Origin of the sequence: Streptacidiphilus jeojiense, assembly GCF_000719095.1 — a bacterium.
GTDB lineage: Bacteria > Actinomycetota > Actinomycetes > Streptomycetales > Streptomycetaceae > Streptacidiphilus > Streptacidiphilus jeojiensis.
In genome coordinates, this window is sequence record NZ_JOEH01000026.1 from 218,326 (window position 1) to 237,535 (window position 19,210).

Below are 19,210 nucleotides of genomic sequence, written 5' to 3' on the forward strand. Positions count from 1 at the left end.
CGGTCGGGCCAGGTCCGGGGCGCCGGAGGGGTGCCGTTGCCGGTTTCCTAGACTCGGCGGGTGACAAAATTCTTCCTCGCTCTGCACATCCTCGCCGCCATCGTCGCCATCGGCCCGGTCGCCGTGGCGGCCAGCATGTTCCCGCCGGTCGCCCGGCGGGCGCTGGCCGCCCCGGGCGCCGGCGACGCCGAGGCGACGATGGCCGTGCTCTACCGCATCTGCCGGATCTACGCGCTGGTCGGCATCGCCGTACCGCTGTTCGGCTTCGCCGCGGCCGGGGTGATGAAGGTGACCGGCCAGACCTGGGTGATCGTCTCCATCGTGCTGACCCTGCTCGCCGCCGCGGTGCTGGGCGCACTGGTGCTGCCGCGCCAGGCCCAGCTGATCGAGGGCGGCCGCGACGGTGCGGCGTCCGTGAAGGACACCAAGCAGCTGGCGATGTTCGTCGGCATCTTCAACCTGCTCTGGGCCGCCGTCACCATCATCATGATCGTCCGCCCCGGCTCGACCCTGGGCCACTGACCGGCCCGCGCAGGCGGGCGGCCCTCGACGGGGTCAGGAGTGTCAGGTCCGACTGATGACGGCCGTGCCGGTGCGGCCTCCGTCGACGTCGACCACGGTGCCGACTCGCAGGGAAACGTGCTCCCGGCTGATCGGGTGGCAGTCTTGTGGTCCGACCGGCGGACGAGGACGGGTGAACGGACGACCATGGGTGACGCGGAGCTGTGGGGCATGGTGCATGCGGAGCGGGCGGCGCTGGCCGAGGATCTGGCGGGGCTGGAGGACGTGCAGTGGAGCACGGAATCGCTGTGCACCGGGTTCACGGTCCGTCAGGTCGTGGCGCATCTGACGGCGGGGGCGAGGCTGGGGCCGGCGCGCTGGATGGCCGGCGTGATCCGGTGCCGGTTCGACTTCGACGCACAGAACGCGTACCGGCTGGCCCAGCAACTGGGGGCCGACGCCGGTGAGACGCTGGAACGGTTCCGCCGCTCGGTCACCAGCACCACCAAGCCGCCGGTCCCGGTCGTGGCGGTGCTGGGCGAAGCGGTCGTGCACGGCGAGGACGTCCGCCACCCGCTGGGCCTGCGACGCGACTACCCGATCGCCGCGTTGACCCGGGTCGCCGAGTACTACCAGCGCACCAACATGACCGTGCCGAGCAAGCGACGGACGCAGGGGCTGCGGCTGTCCGCGACCGACGGACCGTTCGCCGCTGGCCCGCAGGACGGCGCACAGGTCAACGGCAGCACGCTCGCGTTGGTCATGGCGATGGCAGGACGGTCGGCGTATCGCGCCCAGTTGGCGGGTGACGGAGCGCCGGCCATCGCGGACTGAGCCCGAAGCCGCGACCGCCCTCGGCCCGGTGGCCGTCGACTCCGTGGGCCGTCGCGGTCACCCGCGCGGCGGTCCCTGCTCGATCCTGCGCAGCAGTGGCTCGGCGCGGTCCAGGTCCTCGCCCCAGGGGATGCGTTCGTCCCACCAGGTGGCCCCGGCGTCGGCGCGTGCCGCGACCAGATCCCGGCCGGCGGTCCCGGTGGGGCTCGCACCGCCGACGACGATGTCGAACGGACGGTCCGTCAGTCCGTTGTCGGCGCGGCAGGTTCGGAGGAAGCGCACGAGCTCCCGCACCTGGCCCAGGTCCGGTGGTCGTGCGGCCTGCCAGCCGGCCATGATCGGGATGGCTCCGTCCCAGCGTGCCGCTCGGCGCATCGGTGCCTTGTTGGGCCAGACCCCGCCGACCCAGATCGGGACCCGTGGTTGCTGGACCGGGGTGGGCCGGAACACCACGTCGTCGATGGTGGTGTGCTTGCCGCGGTAGCTCACCGGCCCACCGGACCAGAGCAGGTCCAGTGCGTGCAGGCCCTCGTCGAGGCGTTCGGCGAGCACCCGGGCGTCGGTGGTCTCGCCGAAGCTGCCGTACTCGTCGGCGATGGGAGCGCCCAGACCGGTGCCGAGGACGACGCGTCCGCCGGTCAGCCGGTCCAGGGTGGTCACCTCCCTGGCGAGTTTGGCCGGCCGGCGCCGGGCCACGGGGGTGACCGCGGTACCCAGCCGGATCCGGCGCGTTGCCAGCGCCGCGACGGTGAGCAGGATCCAGGGATCGGCGATGTCCCGGTGCAGGGCCTTCTGTTCGACCACGTGGTCCCACACCAGCACCGCGTCCCATCCGGCCGCCTCGGACCGACGGGCGACCTCGGCGAAGACCTCGGGCCGGGCGAACTCGCCGAAGTTGGGAACGCTGACGGAGTAATGCATGACCCCCACCCTGCCACCTGGCACTGACAGGAGCGGGGGCACGCGTCAGGCGATGTTGGCGGCGTGGATGTCGGCGTACTCGCCGCCGTGGTGCAGCAGTTGGTCGTGCGTGCCGATCTCGGCGATCCGGCCGGCGCGCATGGTGACGATCCGGTCCGCGCCACGGATGGTGGACAGCCGGTGGGCGACCACGAAGGTGGTGCGTCCGTGCATCAGCCGCGCCAGCGCCTCCTGGACCAGGGCCTCGGCGCGCAGGTCCAGGGCCGAGGTGGCCTCGTCCAGGATGAGGATGCGGGGGTCGCGGATCAGTGCGCGGGCGATGGCCAGGCGCTGCTTCTGCCCGCCGGACAGCCGCGCGCCGCGTTCGCCGACCACGGTGTCGATTCCCGCGGGCAGCCGGTCCACGAACTCCAGGGCGTTGGCGTCGCGGAGGGCGTCGCGCACCTTCTCCTCGGGGAGTTCGCCCATGCCGTAGCCGACGTTCTCGCGGATGCTCCCCTCGAACAGGATCGGCTCCTGGGGGACGATGGACAGGGAGCGGCGGAAGGTGCGCAGGTCCAGGGTCTCCATGTCGACGCCGTCCAGGAGGATGCGCCCGGTGCTGGGGCGCAGGAATCCGATGGCGAGGTTGAGCACGGTGGACTTGCCGGCGCCGGACGCGCCGACCAGGGCCACGGTCTCGCCCGGCGCGATGTCGAGGCTGAAGTCCGCGACGGAGGGGTCGGCGGCTTCGGGGTAGGTGTAGCCGACCGCCTCGAAGCGGACGGCGCCGGTGACGGCGGCGACCTCCGCCTTGCCGGCGTTGCTCTCCAGGTCGGGGGCCTGCAGGACCTCGCCGATGGACCGCACGGACTCCAGCCCCTTGCTGATGGTCGGCGCCAGGTTGATCAGCGCGGTCACTGCGGCGGTGAGCGTGGTGAAGAAGGCGCTGAGCATCACCACGTCGCCCGCGGTGACCCCGAACGCACCGCTGTAGGCGACCTGGGCCGCCACCGCCAGGCAGCCCACGCCGAGGGCGTTGAGGGTCACCCAGGACAGCGCTCCGAAGCGGCCGTTGAGCAGGTCCAGGCGCAACCCGGCGCCCTGGACCTGGTGCAGGGTTCCGTCGACGCGCCTGATGGCGTCCTGCTCCAGTCCGTGGGCGCGGGTGATCGGGATCAGCGAGGTCATCTCGATCACCCGCGAGGACAGGACTTCGACCTCCTGGCGGAAGAACTCGTTGTGGCTGCGCAGCCGCGACCGCAGCCGCATGACCAGGGTCGCGGCGGCCGGGACGACGATCAGGAAGACGGGCAGGAACACCGGGGTTCGGGCGGCGATGACGGCCAGACCGCCGAGCAGGCTGCAGATCGCGGCCAGCCCGCCGTCGGCGGACTGCTGGACCATCTGCTCCACGGTCTCCACGTCGCGGACCACCTTGGTCTGCAGCACCCCGGCGCTGACCCGGGAGTGGTAGCCGATGGACAGTTCCTGCAGCCGGCGGCAGATCGCCGAGCGCAGCCCCGTGCTCATCCGCCGGATGGACCGGCTGTAGCAGCGGACGTAGAGCAGGTGGCCGGGGAAGTTGAGCAGCAGCAGGGCGAACAGCAGCCCGCAGTTGAGCCAGAGTTGGGTGAGGGGTCCGTGGCTGACCACGATGTCGATGACGTTGGCGGTGACCACGGGCAGCAGCCAGGTGGGGCTGTGCTTGACGGCGAAGGCGGCGGTGCCGAGGGCGAGACGGCCCCGGTCCTCGCGGAGCAGGTAGAGCAGGGTGCGCAGCGGGTTCTCGCCGCGGTAGTGGTGGTCGAGCGGACTGGACGACGTCACGAAGGCTCTCCCGGCATGCAGTTCGGGAACTGAGTGATGGGTGCGGAGCGAGGGCAGCGAGCAGGCACGACGTTGGGCCGCGGACAGCCTAGAACACCTGGACGACGCGTCGACGGGCGCCGCGGTCCGATCTCGAATCGGTAACGGGTATGGACCAAAAGTACGGTCGTGTTCATGCCGCAGACATTCCGGTCCGCGCGGCCCGTCACCTTGCCGCCGGACATTGGCGTGGCCCCTTGCTGCCCCCGTCCTCCGGAGGTCCCCGTGCCCGCCCTGTCCCGCCGTACCTTCCTCGGCTCAGCCGCCGCGGCCACCGCCGCAGTGGGCGCCAACGTCCTGCCGGCGTCGCTGGTCAAGGCCGCCGCGGCCCCGGCCGCCGCGGGCTCCATCAGCGACATCGCCCACGTGGTGATCTTCATGCAGGAGAACCGCTCCTTCGACCACTACTACGGCAGGCTCTCCGGCGTCCGGGGCTTCGGCGACACCTCGCTGCTGCGCTTCCCGAGCGGCTCCGACGTGTTCCACCAGACCACCAGCGGACCCAGCGGCGGCAGCGTGCTGCTGCCCTGGCACCTGGACACCAGCACCACCAACGCCCAGCGCATCGTGGACCTGGACCACTCCTGGTCCGGCACCCACTCGGCCTGGAACAGCGGCCTGTACAACAACTGGATCCCCGCCAAGACCAAGACCACCATGGGCTACTACGGCCGCAACGACATCCCCTGGCAGTACGCCCTGGCGGACGCGTTCACCGTCTGCGACAGCTACTTCTGCTCCGTGCAGGGGCCGACCAACCCCAACCGGCTGTACCAGTGGACCGGTTGGATCGACCCCAACGGCACCGCCGGCGGACCGGTGACCGACAACAGCGAGAAGGGCTACACCTGGACCACCTATCCGGAGCGGCTCCAGGCCGCCGGACTGACCTGGAAGGTCTACCAGGAGGCCGACAACTACGACGACAACCCGCTGGCCTGGTTCACCCAGTTCAAGACCGCCTCGCCGAGCTCCGCCCTCTACACCCGCGGCATGGCCCGATCCGCCGACTCCGTCGCCGACTTCGCCGCGGACGTCGCCAACGGCCGCCTGCCGCAGGTCTCCTGGGTGGTCGCCCCGGCCGCCAAGTCCGAGCACCCGGCCAACCCGCCGGCCTACGGCGCCAACTACGTCAACGGCATCCTGGACGCCCTCGCCTCCGACCCGGCCACCTGGGCCAAGACCGTGGTCTTCCTCAACTTCGACGAGAACGACGGCTTCTTCGACCACGTCGCCCCGCCGGTGCCGCCGACCGGCACCGCCGACGAGTTCATCAGCGGCAACCCGATCGGGCTGGGCCCGCGCGTGCCGATGACCGTCATCTCGCCCTGGAGCAGCGGCGGCAGGGTCTGCTCGCAGACCTTCGACCACACCTCGGTGCTGCAGTTCGTGGAACGCTGGAGCGGGGTCACCGAGCCCAACATCTCCGCCTGGCGCCGCCAGGTCTGCGGCGACCTCACCTCGGCCTTCAGCTTCTCCACCGCCGGCACCGCCTTCCCCACCACCCTGCCCGACACCGCCGCACTGGTCGCCGCCTGCGACGCGGAGAAGTCCCTGCCGGCCGCCACCGCACCGTCCAGCTCCACCCTGCCGGCCCAGGAGAGCGGCGACCGTCCGGCGCTGCCGATCGGCTACCGCTTCGACACCACCTCGTGGACCGACACCTCCACCAACCGGATCTGGTTCAAGACCGTCGCCAACGGCAGCCTGGGCGGCGGCTTCACGGCCTACGCCGTCAACCACCGCACCTACGCGGCCTGGCGCTACACCTGCGCGGCGGGCGGCAGCATCTCCGACTACTTCAGCGCCCTGACCTACGGCGGCGGCCTCTACGACTTCGACGTGCACGGCCCGGACGGCTACCTGCGCGGCTTCCAGGGCGACGTCCGCACCTGGACCAGCACCACCAAGGCCCACCCGGAGGCCTATGTCGTCGACAACGCCGACGGCGCCACGCAGACCCTGCACCTCACCAACGCGGGGACCGTCGCGGCGGTCTTCACCGTCGGCGTGAACGTCGCCCAGGGCGCGTCCGGCGGGTCCGTCCGGAGCGTCACCGTCGCCGCCGGCGGCAGCTGGACCGGCACCCTGGCCAGCACGGCCGGTCGCTACGACTACACGGTCACCGCCAACGTCGGCGACGGCTTCGCCCGCCGCTTCGCCGGCCGCCAGTACCAGGGCAGCTGACGCAGGGTCCGTTCCACCGCAGGTCCGTTCCACCGCAGGTCCGTTCCACCGCAGGTCCGTTCCACGACCGGGCCCGGGGTTGCTCCCCGGGCCCGGCACACCGCTCAGCCGAGACCGAGCACCGTGGCGACCTGGTCCGCCATCTTGGACTCGCCCAGGGCGTTCGGGTGGACCGGCACGTAGTTGGTCCCGAACAGCAGCGGCTCGATCCAGCGGGTGCCGGCCGGCCGGCAGGCGTCGTGCCCGTTGGAGACGGCCGACATGTCGATGTAGGTGGCGCCGGTGGCCTGCGCCGCACGCTGCACGGCGGCGTTGAGGTGGCCCTCCAGCTCCCGCAGGTAGGGGATGTCACCGGAGGCGATCGGCAGCTTGGCGAAGCAGCCCGGGACGGCCGTGGCCGGCACGATCCAGGGGTAGCCGACGATGGCGACGCGGGCGTTGGGTGCCTTGGCCCGCACCGCGGTGAGCGCGGCGACCAGCGCCGGATAGGTGCTGGAGTCGATCGAGTCGTCGAAGCTGGAGCCGTAGAGGGACTGGCACGGGTGGCCGATGCCGAGGGTCAGCACACCCGCCGAGCCGCAGGCGAGGATGGCGTCGATGAAGGTGTTGTTGTCGTTGCCGCCGATGGTCATGGTGACCAGGTCGGTGCTGCTGCTCAGCGCGTCGAGCTGCGGCGCGACCCCGGGGTACTGCGAGCCGGCGTAGTCCTTGGTCTCCGCGCCGCCGCAGGTCACGTCGGTGAGCTGGGCCCCGATCCGGGCGGCGAGGTCGTGCGGGTAGTTCGCCGTGGATCTGGCGCACTCCAGCGCGGCGCTCGGGTCCAGCGGGAGCACGCCCGAGCCGGCGCTGTAGCTGTCGCCCATGGCGACGTAGTCGACGGGGGTGGCCGTCGCCGCCCGGGCGGGCGCGGCCAGGGCGAGGCCGCCGGTCATCGCGGCCGCGACGGCGAGGACGGCGAGGCGCCAGGGGCGGGAGTGGGTACGGATCGACATGCTGGTCTCCTTGAGTGCGGGGGTGGGTCCGTACAGGAGGTGCGGGTGCGACCGGCGCGGGGCATGGGGATGCCCGGTATCCGGGGTGTCCGGCTGATGACATGGGCGTTTCGGCTAAGTTACCGATGGGGAAGTTACCGACCGGTCAGAACGTTGGCAAGGGTTCTGACACGACCGGTGCGCGGGCGCGGCGCAGCCCGCTCCGCCCGACATGTGAGGGACGGCCGGCCGTCCTACCGTAGAGAGATGCGCCCCGTCCCAGGGTGGACCCTGATCACTGCGGGAACGGCGCCGATCCTGCTGGTCGGCGGCTGGACGGTCGCGGCGCTGCTGCTCGGATCGGGGTACGACCCGGCCACGGACACCATCAGCGTGCTGGCCTCGGTGGGGGAGCCGTACCGGTGGCTGATGACCGCGGCGATCGCGGGCCTCGGGGTGTGCCACGTCGCCACGGCGGTGGGGCTGCGCGCCGCCCCACTGGTGGGGCGCATCGCCCTGGCGGGCGCCGGCGGGTCGGCGATCGTGCTGGCGTTGACCCCCGAACCGCACGACGGAGCCTCCTTCCAGCACGGCACGGTCGTCGCGGTGGGCTTCTCGCTGATGGCCCTGTGGCCGGCGCTGGCCGCGCGGCGCGGCCCGGCGGCGCCCTGGGTGCTCAGACCGCGGACGGTGCTGCTGGTGACGCTGCTGGTGCTGGCCGGCGCGGCGTGGTTCCTGCTGGAACTGCGTGATCACGGCCTGGTCGGGGTCGCCGAGCGGGCCCTGTGCGCGATCCAGTCGCTGTGGCCGCTGGTGGTCGTGGCCTCGTGCAGACGCCGACTCGCCGCCGGGTTAGTTGAATGGCGCGGTGTGCTTGGTGAGAGGGTGGGCCACGCAAGTGCACCCCCAGACGAAGGCAGGATCCGGACATGACCGCCGTACACGGCAGCACTGTCGACATCCCGACCCAGGACGGCACGGCGGACGCGTACTTCGTCCACCCCGAGGGCGAGGGGCGCCACCCCGCCGTGCTGCTCTACCAGGACGCGTTCGGGCCGCGCCCGGCGCTCAACGCGATGGCCGACCGGCTGGCCGCCGAGGGCTACGCGGTCCTGGTGCCCAACGTCTTCTACCGACATGGCCGCGCCCCGGTGGCGCCGCTTCCGGCGCATATCGACCACGACAACCGGGGCGAGATGTTCGCCCGACTGATGCCGCTGATGCAGGACCTGACGCCGGACCTGGTGGTCGCCGACGCGCACGCCTACCTCGGCTGGCTCGCCGACTGCCCGCAGGCCGCCGAGGGGCCGGTCGGCATCACCGGCTACTGCATGGGCGCCCGGCTCGCCCTGCACACCGCCGGTGCCTACCCGGACCGGGTGGCCGCGGTCGGCGGCTTCCACGGCGGCAGGCTCGCCACCGACCAGCCCGACAGCCCGCACCTGGCGGCCGCCACGATGACCGCGGAGGCGTACTTCGGCCACGCCGACCAGGACCAGTCGATGCCGCCGGAGCAGCAGGAACGCCTGGAGAAGGCACTCACCGAGGCCGGCGTCACCCATCGCTGCGAGGTGTACCAGGGCGCGAGCCACGGCTACACCCAGTCCGACACCTCGGACTACAACGCCGAGGCCACGGAGCGCCACTGGGCCGCCCTGCTGGAGCTGTTCGGGCGCACGCTGCGCGGCTGACGGTCCGGAGCCGTCAGTCGAGGTGGAAGACCTCCTCGGCGGGGGACCACCATTCGCCCGGCGACGCTGTGTCGAGAGGCTGCTGACAGGGGTCGGTGAGCGCCCACCACTGGCGGGTCGCCGGGTCCTCGCCGATCGCCGCGGTGTCGCCGGGGTAGTCGTCGCCGGTGTACTCGAGGTAGCTGAAGAGCAGGCCGTCGCGCAGGAAGATGGAGTAGTTGCCGATGTGCGCGCGCTTCAGCGCGGCCAGCACCTGCGGCCACACCTCGGCGTGCAGGGCCCGGTACTCGGCTTCCTTCTCCGGGCGCAACCGGATCACGGTGGCGAATCGCTGCATCGTCGGACTGTGCCTTCCCTCGGAGTCCCCGCTGCCGGGGTTGTCGCAGCGGCGGGCCGGTCTGCGGGGCGGACCGGTCCGCCCCGCAGCGAGGAAGCGTACCGGTCCGGCCCGCGCGGCCCGGCCTCGGGCGTCAGCGGCCCCGGGTCGGGCCCGACCGGGTGAGGCGGTAGCTGCCGCCGCGCTCGGTGCGGACGGTGATCACGCCGTCGTCGGTACTCGTCCTCACGGCCCGACCGCGGTGGTCGGTGACCGCGACGGAGCGGCCGGGCCAGGGGTTTCTGATCCGAAGGGTGTTGCCGGCGTCGCTGGTGACGTCCGCGTACCCGACGGTGCCGTTCCGCAGTTCGCTGGAGACGACGAACGCGCCCTGCTGCCGCAGCTGGTGGAAGCTCGCGTCCTGGTCGGAGGGCCAGACCGGGAAGAGGACGATCACGCCCTGGTCGCTCTGGACCAGCATGTCGTTGATCGCCTCCACCGCGCCGGACTTCTCGATGCCGTGGTAGGGGTCGGCGATGCGCAGGTTGGCGACGGTGTTCTGGGTGATGGTCCGGGTGAACCGGTCGATCAGCTGCTGGGCGGGGTAGCCGACCCTGGCCGCCTGGGTGAAGACCTTGGGGAAGCTGTTCACCTGGTCCCAGGAGTCCATCACGTCCAGCGTGTCCCTGGCGGTGCTGAGTTGGGCCGGGTCCGATTCGATGCCCAGGACGCCGGCCGGGTGGATGAACTCCAGGTTCACCGTGTTGTCGCCCGGGTGGATGTCCCTGGTGTCGGAGCCCTGCATGGTTCCGGCCTTGACCAGTGAGAAGACCGTGGTGCCCTGGTAGACCGCGGTCGGCTGCGGGGGCAGGTGGTCCAGCAGGTGCTGCCAACCGCTGCGCCGTCCCGAGTCGATGCCGAGGTCCCTGCTGCCGCCGACCAGGGTGGTCAGCACCTGCTTGAGCAGGCCCAGGTCCGAGGAGGAGTCCTGGCCCCAGGCGTTCTCCTGCGGTCCGCTCCACAGCACGTACTGCCCGGTGCCCTGGTCCCACTCCAGGTAGTACTGGAAGAACGTGGCCACCAGCGCCAGGAACGGGTACGCCTTGTCCCGCAGGAACGCGCGGTCCTGGGTGTACTCGTAGTACGCGGCGAACTGGGAGGCGGCGAACAGTGAGTTCGCGACCTGCTGGAGGTACTCGTCGTCGGTGGTCGACCCGAAGGGGCCGATGCCGACCGGGAACAGCACCCCGTCCGGGACACCGCCGGCGGGGAAGCGGCTGCCGACGTAGTCCGGCTTGACCCGGGTCAGGTCCTGCTTGGCCCGCCGCCGCGCCTCGGGCACGTAGTCCAGGATCACCTCGTAGAAGGGCAGCGCGAGTTCGGGCCGGTTGCTGGAGTAGACGCCGTAGAACGGCCCCATCGCGTTGTAGTTCATGTGGAAGTCGCCGCTGAACTGCGGCGAGTCCGTGGTGACCCAGATCCCGTAGAGCGCGGGGGCGACCTTGCCGGGGCGGCTGGCCGAGCCGATGAAGTACTGGGCGGCGTAGTAGTACCGCTCCAGCACTGTGTTGCCGATGTCGATGCTGGACTGCGTCCAGTACGCCTTCCACCACTGGACGTGCGCGGCCTCCATGCGCGCGAGCGACCGGGCGTCCTGCGCGGACACCAGGGCGGCTGCCGCCTGCTGCGGGTTGGCCGGGTTCTGCCCGCCGCCGGCCACGGCGGTCACGATCAGAGCCGTCCGGCCCGGCCTTAGGGTGAACACGGTCCGCGCCGTGGCTCCGGACACGGTGGGGGACTGGACCGAGTCCGCTCCCAGCACGCGGGTGGCCAGCGCCGCCGTCGAGACCCAGTTGCTGCCGGGCGCGGTGGAGCGCTGCGCCCAGGCGACGCCGCCGCTGCTGCCGGCGGAGTTGCTGTAGGCGGAGTTGGCGATGACGGCGCCGGCCCAGGTGGAGGCCTCCAGCTCCACGGGTGCGGAGCCGTGCGAGGTCACCGAGGTCACCAGCACGTTGTCCTGCGCGGACAGCCAGGTGTCCAGGGACAGGGTGGTGCCGTCCATGACCACGGAGGTGGTGATCCGTGCGTCGAGGATCCGCTGCACCTCGTGGAAGGGGTCCGTGGACGGGGCGTCGGGGTCCTGCTGACTCTTCGTCAGCGGGAACAGCTGGATCTGCCCGATCCGGGCGCGGGGGTTGGCGATGGAGTCGTCGGTGTCGGCCTGGGTCGGTTCGGTGATGTAGAAGCGGAGGTGACGGGTGGTCACCGGGTTGCCGGGGCGGGCCGCATCGTCGCTGCGCAGCACATAGCGGGCGACGGTCTGTGCGGATCCCAGGTCCAGGGCTATCCACTGCGGCTTGCCCAGGTCGGAGACCCAGCCCTCGTAGCCGGAGGTCCACTGGCCGTTGACGGCGCGGTCGGGGGTCAGAGCCTGGTCGACGCTGCTGGCCGTGGCGGTCGCGCCCAGCGCCAGGTCGGGGTCGCTCTGCGGGCCGAACAGTTCGATCTGCCCGATCCGGGCGCGGGGGTTGGCGATGGAGTCGTCGGTGTCGGCCTGGGTCGGTTCGGTGATGTAGAAGCGGAGGTGACGGGTGGTCACCGGCGGGGCGGGCGGCGTCGTCGTTGCGCAGGATGTAGCGGGCGACGGTCTGTGCGGTGCCGAGGTCCAGGGCGATCCACTGGGGTTTGCCGAGGTCGGAGACCCAGCCCTCGTAGCCGGAGGTCCACTGGCCGTTGACGGCGCGGTCGGGGGTCAGCGAGCCGTTGACGCTGCTGGCGGTGGCGGTCGCGCCCAGCGCCAGGTTGGAACCCGGGGGCCTGGCGGTGGCCCGCAGGGTCACCCCTCCGATCGGCGCCGGGACCGGGCTGGGGTTGGCGTTCCAGAAGTCGCCCTTGGAGATGGTGAAGGTCTTGACGCCCGTGCTGCCGCCCGAGACCACCCCCACGTCCCCGTTCCCCAGCAGGGCCGTGTCGGGCATGGTGTTGGAGACGGCGCCGAGGTAGTCCTGGTCGGTCCACTGACCGGTGATGCCGGCCAGCTTGGTCCGCAGCGAGGCCCACTGCTCGGCCTCGCCGAGCGGCTGCGGTGCCGATGACGTGGCCGACAGGGCCAGGGCCCGGGCCGGCGACACCAGCGTCGTACCCGCGACCGCCACGGCGGTCGCGAGCAGGGAACGCCTGGTCATCCGCATGTGGTCGCGACTTTCCTGCCCCATCTGTGCTCTCCTTCGAGTGTCGGGGGTCGTGCTCTTCGGTCGGGCGACGCGTGGGTCGGGCAACGCGTGGGTCGGGCCAGGGTGCGTCAGGCCACGCGTCGGTCGTCGATCGCGTCCCGGTCCCAGGCGATGCCCAGGCCGGGGCGGTCCGGTGCCACGGCGTGGCCGTCGGTGATCTCCAACTGGCCGTCGGTGATCGCACGCAGCTGCGGAATGTGCTCCACGCAGCGGCCGTTGGGGACCGCCGCGGCCAGGCTGACGTGCAGCTCCATCAGGAAGTGCGGGCACACCTGGACGTTGAAGGCCTCGGCGAGGTGGGCCACCTTCAGCCAGGGCGTGATCCCGCCGACCCGCGCCGCGTCCACCTGGACGATCGAGGCCGCTCCCTGGGCCAGGTACTCGCGGAACTGGGCGACGGAGTACAGGGATTCGCCGACCGCCACCGGGATGGAGGTCGAACGGGCCAGCAGCACGTGCCCGGCCACGTCGTCGGCCGGCAGCGGTTCCTCGAACCAGGCCAGGTCCAGGGGTTCGAAGGCGGCGGCCCGGCGGCGGGCCTCGGCGTGGGTCATCGACTGGTTGGCGTCGACCATGATGTCCAGCCCGGGGCCGACGGCGTCCCGCACCGCCCGCAGCCGGGCCAGGTCCTGGCCCGCGCTGGGCTTGCCGACCTTCAGCTTGACGCCGTGCCAGCCCGCCGCCTGCGAGGCCAGCGCGCCGGAGACCAGTTCCTCGGTCGACAGGTGCAGCCAGCCGCCCTCGGTGTCGTAGAGCGGGACCTCGCGGCGGAATCCGCCCGCGACCTTCCACAGCGGCTCGCCGGCACGCAGGCAGCGCAGGTCCCACAGCGCGGTGTCCACCGCGGCCAGGGCCAACGAGGTGATCGCACCGACGGTGGTGGCCCGGGTGGAGGCGAACAGGTCGAACCAGACCCGCTCCACGGCGGCTGCGTCCTGGCCGGGAAGGCGCGGCAGCAGGTGCTCGCGCAGCATCGCCAGGACCGAACGCCCGCCGGTGCCGATCGTATAGGAGTAGCCGACGCCGGTACGGCCGTCGTCGGTGCGGATCTCGACGAAGACGGTCTCCTGTTTCAAGAACGCCTGCACAGCGTCGGTGCGCTCCTTCTCCACCTCCACATCGACCAGGTAGGCGTGCGCGCTGACGATTGCTGCCATGTCTGCCCTCTTCGGCTTCCAGCACGGATAATATAGTTTCCATGAGGTTAAGCCCGTTCGAAGCCCTGTCAAGGCCTGCTTCCTGATCGAGATGCGATCCGATCGTGTATGATCTCGGGCAGTAGCAGCGAAGAACGACGACGAGGAGACGGGCGGACGATGGCGCCGACGCCGCGACGGCAGGTTCTGGCGGACACCGTCCACGACACGATCCGCCGACGGCTGCTGGAGCACGCCATCGAGCCCGGGGCGAAGCTCAACATCAACGCCCTGGCCCTGGAACTGGACGTCTCGCCGACCCCGGTGCGTGAGGCGCTGGCCCGGCTGGAGGCCGAGGGGCTGGCGCTGAAGCGGACACTGGCCGGCTACACGGCGGCCCCGCTGCTCAGCGTCCAGGAGTTCGACGAACTCTTCGAGCTGCGGATGCTGGTGGAACCCGCGGCAGCGGCCCGCGCAGCCGAACGCGCCGACGCGGCGGACCTGCGCTCACTGGCCGAACACCTGACGCAGATGCGCGCAGCGCGGAGCACGGACGCGCATGAGGCACTGCAGCCGTTCGTCCAGCACGACGCGCTCTTCCACGACCGGATCGCCGCCATCGGGGGAAGCGCCCTGATGCGCGCCACGCTGGAGCGGCTGCACGCGCACACCCACCTCTACCGGCTCTACTTCCGGGAGGGCATCGCCGAGGACACCTGCCGCGAGCACGAGCGGATCCTGGACACCCTGCGCGAACACGACGCCGACGCCGCGGCCGCCACCATGCGCACCCATCTGCGGCGCGCACGAGAACGCCTCCTCAGCTCCCTGTCCCCCTCGGCGTCCGACCACCCGTGAGCGGGGCACCTGTGGCCTCAACAGGCGCTCCAGGACACTAGGATGACGGGCGATCACCTTCAAGATCCTCTTTCGCGGTCCCGTGGAGCCCGGCACGCCGGCTTCGCGGGATGTCCGCGACTGCGCCCAAGGGGGGCACCATGACCACCGTTCCACCGCTGCTGCGCTTACCCCGATCCCGACCCCGCTCGCTGCGCCTGCGGCGGCTGTCCCGCAGCACGGCGCTGTTCGCGCTCGTGGGCGGCTGCGCCCTGCTGGCCGGCGCCCCGGCCTCGGCGTCCGGGACCGGGTCGCTGACCCCGTACCTCGACTGCGTCACCACCAACCCGCAGACCGGTGACATCACCGCGTACTACGGCTACCACAACACCACCGGCTCGGCGTTGGTCGTCAGCGTCGGTGACAACAACCAGCTCTTTCCCGCGGACGCGTTCCAGGGGCAGCCGACCTACTTCAACCAGGGCACCTTCGCACAGGTCTTCCCGGTCACCTTCGACCCGACGGTGTTCCCTGCCCTCGCGTGGATCCTGGACGGGCAGGAGGCCGACGCCTCCGCCACGTCGCCGGCCTGCACCGGCGGGGTCACCGCCCCGGCCACCGCCATCGGCCTGACCGGGGCCACCCTGACCGGCGTGGTCGTGCCTACCGGCACCGCCACCGGCTACTCCTTCTCCTACGGCACCACGCCGACCCTGGGGACCACCACCGCGGTCCAGGACTTCGGCACCGGCACCCAGCCGCGCCTGGTCCAGCAGAAACTGACCGGGCTGTTCCCCGGCACCACCTACTACGCCCGCCTCGACACCACCAGCGACGCCGTCACCACCCACGGCCAGGTCCTCAGCTTCACCACCCCGGCGACCGCACCGCTGCTCATCACCACGGCGGCGACGCTGGCCGCCGGCACCGTCCACGCCGGCTACGCCCACTCGCTGGCGGGCAGCGGCGGCCTGAAGCCGTACACCTGGACCGTCACCGCGGGCCGGCTCCCTGCCGGACTCAGCCTGAACCGGACGACCGGTGCGATCACCGGAACCCCGACGGTCAAGGGCACCAGCACCTTCACCGTCAAGCTGTCCTCGGCCAGCGCCCCGCGCGCGGTGCCGGTCAGCAGGCAGTTCCACCTCACCATCGCCGCAGCCAAGGCGAAGTAGCCGCCCCGACTGCCCCGCTGTCCCCGCCGGAACTCCCGGCGGGGACAGCGGGGTTGGGAATTGGCTGGAGCGCCGTCCCCGTCGTCCGTAGCCTCGTCGGTATGCCCGCAGTCCCGGAACGAAGCATCCCCGAATGGTCAATGCCGCCGCCGATGGTCGGCGGTCATGTAACCGGTCCGGTGGTCGTCGCGCGTTCGGAGCGTGCGATCCTGATCGTCCGTCAGGTACTCGCCTACGGCAACGGCCTGGGCATCGAGGTCGAGGCGTACGGCAGGGGCACCTACCGGCAGGAACAGGGGCGGACCCCGGATCTCGACCACGGGCTACGCTTCTCGCTGCTGATCGCGGACGGCCGAGTCGCCCGTATGGACGACGAGTCGGGACTGCGTGACGGCCGTGGGCCGATGATGACCAACGCCGGCGGGCAGAGCGGCGGCGGGTACGACGGCAGCGAGGACGTCCGGCTGTCCCTGTGGGTGTGGCCGCTGCCCCCGCCCGGACCCGTGGTGCTGACCTGCTCCTGGGAGCGCGCCGGTCTCGCCGAGGCGAAGCTCACGCTCGACCCGGACGCGATCCGCACGGCCGCCGCCGCGTCCGAACCGTACTGGCGCACGGACCGACCCGACGAGTCCCTGTAGGCGGGGCCCTGTGACCCGTGGTGGCCCTGTTCAGCTGCGTGAAGTAACGCCGGCGGGTCGTGGAGCCAAGGAAGGGGTGTGGACACTCCGTCAGCTCCGATCAGTTCAGGGGATGCTCGTGCCTTCGGATCCGTGCCAGGAACCAGCTGCAGTGACAGTGTCGTCGCGGCGGGCGGCAGGAGTGGTGGGCCACTTCGTCACCCGCGTCGGTGGCCTGGTCCTGGCCCTGCCAATGGTCGTCCGCGAGATCGGGCGCGGTGCCCGGACGCTGCTGCTCGCCCGGGCCGCCGGACGGCACAAGGGGCGGTGACGTCGGGTCGGTCCATTGCGCCGGTCCCCCGGGGTATCGGCCGGGGGAGGACCGTCCGCGCGCCGCGGCCGGTTCACAGTCGGTGGTGCACCCACACCCCCGGCTCGACGTAGACCGCGCAGTCGTGCTCGACGCTGCAGTGCACCGGCACAAGCGCGCCCGGCACCACGACCGGGCCGGACTGGTCGAACGGCAGGCCGGTCCAGGAGCGCCACTCCGCCAGCGTGCCGGGGATCGTCATCGCACGTGCGCAGGTGCCGACGATCCGGCCGCCGGCTCGGACGTGCGTCCGCAGCCACGGGTCCTGAGGCAGGCCGTCCTCCCGGACGAGCGCCGCGTACTCGACCATCGACATGTCGGGTACCAGGTGCTTGTGGTTCGGCCGCACCGGGGCCACCAGGTGCTCGTAGCCCAGTCGGGCCGCGTTCTCCCGCATGGCAGCCAGCATCTTCGCCGACAGGCCGGTGCCCTGCAGATCCGTCGGAACGGTGATTTCCAGCGCCGAGACGATGTTCGGTTTCACTCCGATCTGGCGGTCGCGCGCCGAGCGCCAGATGACGCCGTCCCAACCGTCGACCGGCAGTTCACCGAGCGCAGGGTCGCCGTCCCAGGCGAAGGGCACGCAGAACGCGCGCGCGATCGCCTGGTCCGGGGCGGAGGCGTCGAAGGCGATCAGCCCGTACTCCGGGTGAGCGGTCCGGACGTCGCTGTAGTAGAGGTTGCCGATGGAGTCGTGGTTCATGAACTCGGGCCACGGCTCGGTCTCCTCGTTCACGAACGAGGACTTCAGAGTCAGCCGCTGAGCGAGCGTGACGATGCGGAGATCCATGCTCGGACTGTAGAGAGGTTCGGGTCTTCGGGCATCCGGATTTTCACGCAACGGCGCCGTCGATGGTGGCGGTGAAGGCGAGGACGGCCTTCGCCAGTTGGTCGGGGGCCTCCATTGCGGCGTAGTGGCCGACGCCGTCGAGATCTGCCGAGCTGACCTCGGCGGCCGGTGCGGCCTGCGTCATGGTGGTGGCGGTGAAGGAGCGTCCGCCGGCGCCGACCGCGAGCACGGGCGCGGTCAGGCCCGGCGCTTCGGCTAGGGCCCGGATCTCGGGGCCCTCGCGCAGCATTGACCGGTAGAGGCCGATGGCGCCGCGCCAGCCGTCGGGCCGCGCGTAGCTGCGGACGAACTCGTCGATGTCGGCGTCGGTGCTGACGTCCGGGGTCGCGCTCGGTGGCGCGCTCGGGGTCGCGAAGGCGAACTGCTCCAGGAACCGGCGCTCGCGGCCGGTCAGCAGCAGTTCGGGAATGCCGGGTGCGGTGAGGACGCCGATGTACCAGGCGCCGCCGCGGGTGATGTCGGCCAGCGCCTCCACACCGAACCCGGGCAGTCCCGTCTCGATGGCGATGAGGCTGAGCACGTCCTGCGGGTGGGTGGTCGCGAGCCGGAACACGGTGGCCCCGCTGATGTCCTGTCCGGTGACGTGGACCGGGCCGACGTCGAGGTGCCGGATCAGTTGGTGCAGGTCCTCGGCCGAGGCGGCGCTGTCGTAGTCGCCCGGTCCGTTGTCGGAGTCGCCGAAGCCGCGCAGGTCGACGGCGAAGACGCGGTGGTGTTCGGCGAGCAGCGGGATGAGCCGGTGGAAGGCCCACCAGGTCTCGGGGAATCCGTGCACCAGCAGGATCGGGGTCCCGCCGGTCCCGGCCGCGACGTAGTGCAGCGTGGTTGCGTTGACCTCGACGCGGTGGTGCGTGATCCCCGGGAGTGTGGCGCCGGCGGGTGTGGCGTTCATGGGGTCCCCTTGTTTCGACAACCTAGTTGTCCATCACATTAGACAACAAGGTTGTCGTTGTCCAGGGGTCGTATTCTTCTTCCATGCCACGATCCGGCGCTGACCTCGCACTGCTCCTGCTCGCAGGCTTCCGCTCGCTGGCGGACGCCGCGACCGAGGAGCTGGCCCGCCGCGGCTACGAGGACATGCGTCCCGCCCACGACTTCGCCATGCGGGCCATCATCGCCGGCGCTGACAACGCCTCAGAGCTGGGCCGGCGCCTGTCGGTCTCCAAGCAGGCGGCGGCGAAGACCATCGCGGTGCTCCAGGAGCGCGGATACGTGGGACGCGACACGGATCCACAGGATGCGCGCCGCAAGCGACTTGAGGTCACGCCGCTCGGCTTCGAGGTGCTGCGGCAGGGTGAGGCGGTCTTCGACGAGTTGCGCGAGCAGTGGCAGCGGCAGATCGGCTCCGCCGAACTTGCGAGCCTCGAAGCGCATCTGACCACCCTGGTCGGCGCCCGCCCGGTACGCCTGGATGCGCCGGGATGGACCGCGCACGACCTCGGCGGGCCGGCCTAGCCCAGGCTGCCCGCTGGTCGGGGTGAACGGCAATTCGAAGGTCTGCAATATCCCTGGGCTGCAATCTTGGGGAGATCTTAGGATTTCGCCCTGCGAATTCCGGCCTCAGTGGTATTGACCGCCGTTCGCTGCATCTGCTTTGCTTCTGCGCGGCGCCTCACACGCCATATGGGACGGTGGTTCGGGGGAAAGCCCCAGGGCTGCCTGACCTCTGACTCCACGACGGCTCCGCTGCTCCTGCCTCAGTCCTTTGTTGACGAAGTTTCTG

19 protein-coding genes are annotated in these 19,210 nt (G+C 71.2%); 11 read left to right on the forward strand and 8 right to left on the reverse strand.

Annotation, left to right across the window (positions count from 1 at the left end):
• The first annotated feature begins 60 nt into the window (after positions 1–60).
• On the forward strand, positions 61–522 hold the full coding sequence (locus tag IF29_RS0131210; protein ID WP_030261845.1) for a membrane protein: 462 nt from the start codon (positions 61–63) through the stop codon (positions 520–522).
• Positions 523–708: 186 nt separating this feature from the next.
• Positions 709–1,335, forward strand: coding sequence for a maleylpyruvate isomerase family mycothiol-dependent enzyme (locus IF29_RS0131215; RefSeq protein WP_030261847.1), 627 nt, complete (start codon positions 709–711; stop codon positions 1,333–1,335).
• Between the two features lie 57 nt (positions 1,336–1,392).
• Here IF29_RS0131215 and IF29_RS0131220 read toward each other — a convergent pair whose 3' ends face one another.
• Entirely contained in the window at positions 1,393–2,256 is an 864-nt protein-coding gene (locus IF29_RS0131220) for an LLM class flavin-dependent oxidoreductase (RefSeq protein ID WP_030261848.1), read from the reverse strand.
• A gap of 45 nt (positions 2,257–2,301) precedes the next feature.
• Positions 2,302–4,065: an ABC transporter ATP-binding protein gene (locus IF29_RS0131225; protein ID WP_030261850.1), complete on the reverse strand. Its 1,764-nt coding sequence runs from the start codon at positions 4,063–4,065 to the stop codon at positions 2,302–2,304.
• Positions 4,066–4,329: 264 nt separating this feature from the next.
• Here IF29_RS0131225 and IF29_RS0131230 point away from each other — a divergent pair, with 264 nt between their 5' ends.
• Entirely contained in the window at positions 4,330–6,291 is a 1,962-nt protein-coding gene (locus IF29_RS0131230) for a phosphocholine-specific phospholipase C (RefSeq protein ID WP_037597227.1), read from the forward strand.
• 104 nt (positions 6,292–6,395) lie between these two features.
• On the opposite strand, the gene IF29_RS0131235 is transcribed toward IF29_RS0131230, so the two are convergent.
• Positions 6,396–7,283, reverse strand: coding sequence for an SGNH/GDSL hydrolase family protein (locus IF29_RS0131235; protein WP_030261856.1), 888 nt, complete (start codon positions 7,281–7,283; stop codon positions 6,396–6,398).
• 246 nt (positions 7,284–7,529) lie between these two features.
• On the opposite strand from IF29_RS0131235, the gene IF29_RS0131240 reads away from it, so the two are divergent.
• Together IF29_RS0131240 and IF29_RS0131245 are read left to right on the forward strand one after the other, a co-directional pair.
• On the forward strand, positions 7,530–8,195 hold the full coding sequence (locus tag IF29_RS0131240) for a DUF998 domain-containing protein (RefSeq protein ID WP_063757652.1): 666 nt from the start codon (positions 7,530–7,532) through the stop codon (positions 8,193–8,195).
• Entirely contained in the window at positions 8,192–8,953 is a 762-nt protein-coding gene (locus IF29_RS0131245; protein ID WP_030261860.1) for a dienelactone hydrolase family protein, read from the forward strand. The genes IF29_RS0131240 and IF29_RS0131245 overlap by 4 nt, the downstream gene beginning before the upstream one ends.
• A gap of 13 nt (positions 8,954–8,966) precedes the next feature.
• On the opposite strand, the gene IF29_RS0131250 is transcribed toward IF29_RS0131245, so the two are convergent.
• Positions 8,967–9,290, reverse strand: a complete 324-nt coding sequence (locus IF29_RS0131250; protein ID WP_030261861.1) for an L-rhamnose mutarotase — start codon at positions 9,288–9,290, stop codon at positions 8,967–8,969.
• A 133-nt stretch (positions 9,291–9,423) separates the two neighbouring features.
• Entirely contained in the window at positions 9,424–11,868 is a 2,445-nt protein-coding gene (locus IF29_RS0131255; protein WP_030261863.1) for a glycosyl hydrolase family 95 catalytic domain-containing protein, read from the reverse strand.
• A 134-nt stretch (positions 11,869–12,002) separates the two neighbouring features.
• Between IF29_RS0131255 and IF29_RS0131260 the strand changes: the two genes are divergently transcribed.
• The gene (locus tag IF29_RS0131260; RefSeq protein WP_030261864.1) at positions 12,003–12,272 is read left to right on the forward strand and encodes a hypothetical protein; all 270 of its coding nucleotides are present in this window, start codon (positions 12,003–12,005) and stop codon (positions 12,270–12,272) included.
• Positions 12,273–12,570: 298 nt separating this feature from the next.
• Here the strand turns inward: IF29_RS0131260 and IF29_RS0131265 are convergent, their stop codons facing one another.
• Positions 12,571–13,659, reverse strand: coding sequence for a mandelate racemase/muconate lactonizing enzyme family protein (locus IF29_RS0131265; protein WP_030261866.1), 1,089 nt, complete (start codon positions 13,657–13,659; stop codon positions 12,571–12,573).
• Between the two features lie 159 nt (positions 13,660–13,818).
• Here IF29_RS0131265 and IF29_RS0131270 point away from each other — a divergent pair, with 159 nt between their 5' ends.
• The 4 genes from IF29_RS0131270 (at position 13,819) to IF29_RS46370 (ending at position 16,598) form a co-directional block, all read left to right on the forward strand.
• Positions 13,819–14,496, forward strand: a complete 678-nt coding sequence (locus IF29_RS0131270; protein WP_037597229.1) for a GntR family transcriptional regulator — start codon at positions 13,819–13,821, stop codon at positions 14,494–14,496.
• 140 nt (positions 14,497–14,636) lie between these two features.
• Entirely contained in the window at positions 14,637–15,650 is a 1,014-nt protein-coding gene (locus IF29_RS0131275; protein WP_157624016.1) for an Ig domain-containing protein, read from the forward strand.
• Between the two features lie 101 nt (positions 15,651–15,751).
• Entirely contained in the window at positions 15,752–16,288 is a 537-nt protein-coding gene (locus IF29_RS44000) for a hypothetical protein (RefSeq protein WP_157624017.1), read from the forward strand.
• A 151-nt stretch (positions 16,289–16,439) separates the two neighbouring features.
• The gene (locus IF29_RS46370) at positions 16,440–16,598 is read left to right on the forward strand and encodes a hypothetical protein (protein ID WP_157624018.1); all 159 of its coding nucleotides are present in this window, start codon (positions 16,440–16,442) and stop codon (positions 16,596–16,598) included.
• Positions 16,599–16,671: 73 nt separating this feature from the next.
• Here the strand turns inward: IF29_RS46370 and IF29_RS0131290 are convergent, their stop codons facing one another.
• Together IF29_RS0131290 and IF29_RS0131295 are read right to left on the reverse strand one after the other, a co-directional pair.
• A complete protein-coding gene (locus tag IF29_RS0131290) occupies positions 16,672–17,427 on the reverse strand; it encodes a hypothetical protein (RefSeq protein ID WP_030261873.1) in 756 nt (251 codons plus the stop codon).
• Positions 17,428–17,470: 43 nt separating this feature from the next.
• Positions 17,471–18,379 (reverse strand): alpha/beta fold hydrolase, encoded by a 909-nt coding sequence (locus tag IF29_RS0131295; protein WP_030261874.1) that lies wholly within the window; start codon positions 18,377–18,379, stop codon positions 17,471–17,473.
• Positions 18,380–18,462: 83 nt separating this feature from the next.
• Here IF29_RS0131295 and IF29_RS0131300 point away from each other — a divergent pair, with 83 nt between their 5' ends.
• A complete protein-coding gene (locus IF29_RS0131300; protein ID WP_030261876.1) occupies positions 18,463–18,942 on the forward strand; it encodes a MarR family winged helix-turn-helix transcriptional regulator in 480 nt (159 codons plus the stop codon).
• Positions 18,943–19,210 lie beyond the last annotated feature (268 nt).

Coding starts and splice junctions, on each gene's coding strand:
- IF29_RS44000 (WP_157624017.1), top strand. CDS start 15,752: ATGCCCGCAGTCCCGGAACGAAGCATCCCCGAATGGTCAATGCCGCCG.
- IF29_RS0131240 (WP_063757652.1), top strand. CDS start 7,530: ATGCGCCCCGTCCCAGGGTGGACCCTGATCACTGCGGGAACGGCGCCG.
- IF29_RS0131300 (WP_030261876.1), top strand. CDS start 18,463: ATGCCACGATCCGGCGCTGACCTCGCACTGCTCCTGCTCGCAGGCTTC.
- IF29_RS0131245 (WP_030261860.1), top strand. CDS start 8,192: ATGACCGCCGTACACGGCAGCACTGTCGACATCCCGACCCAGGACGGC.
- IF29_RS0131220 (WP_030261848.1), bottom strand. CDS start 2,256: ATGCATTACTCCGTCAGCGTTCCCAACTTCGGCGAGTTCGCCCGGCCC.
- IF29_RS0131275 (WP_157624016.1), top strand. CDS start 14,637: ATGACCACCGTTCCACCGCTGCTGCGCTTACCCCGATCCCGACCCCGC.
- IF29_RS0131270 (WP_037597229.1), top strand. CDS start 13,819: ATGGCGCCGACGCCGCGACGGCAGGTTCTGGCGGACACCGTCCACGAC.
- IF29_RS0131295 (WP_030261874.1), bottom strand. CDS start 18,379: ATGAACGCCACACCCGCCGGCGCCACACTCCCGGGGATCACGCACCAC.
- IF29_RS0131265 (WP_030261866.1), bottom strand. CDS start 13,659: ATGGCAGCAATCGTCAGCGCGCACGCCTACCTGGTCGATGTGGAGGTG.
- IF29_RS0131215 (WP_030261847.1), top strand. CDS start 709: ATGGGTGACGCGGAGCTGTGGGGCATGGTGCATGCGGAGCGGGCGGCG.
- IF29_RS0131250 (WP_030261861.1), bottom strand. CDS start 9,290: ATGCAGCGATTCGCCACCGTGATCCGGTTGCGCCCGGAGAAGGAAGCC.
- IF29_RS0131290 (WP_030261873.1), bottom strand. CDS start 17,427: ATGGATCTCCGCATCGTCACGCTCGCTCAGCGGCTGACTCTGAAGTCC.
- IF29_RS0131235 (WP_030261856.1), bottom strand. CDS start 7,283: ATGTCGATCCGTACCCACTCCCGCCCCTGGCGCCTCGCCGTCCTCGCC.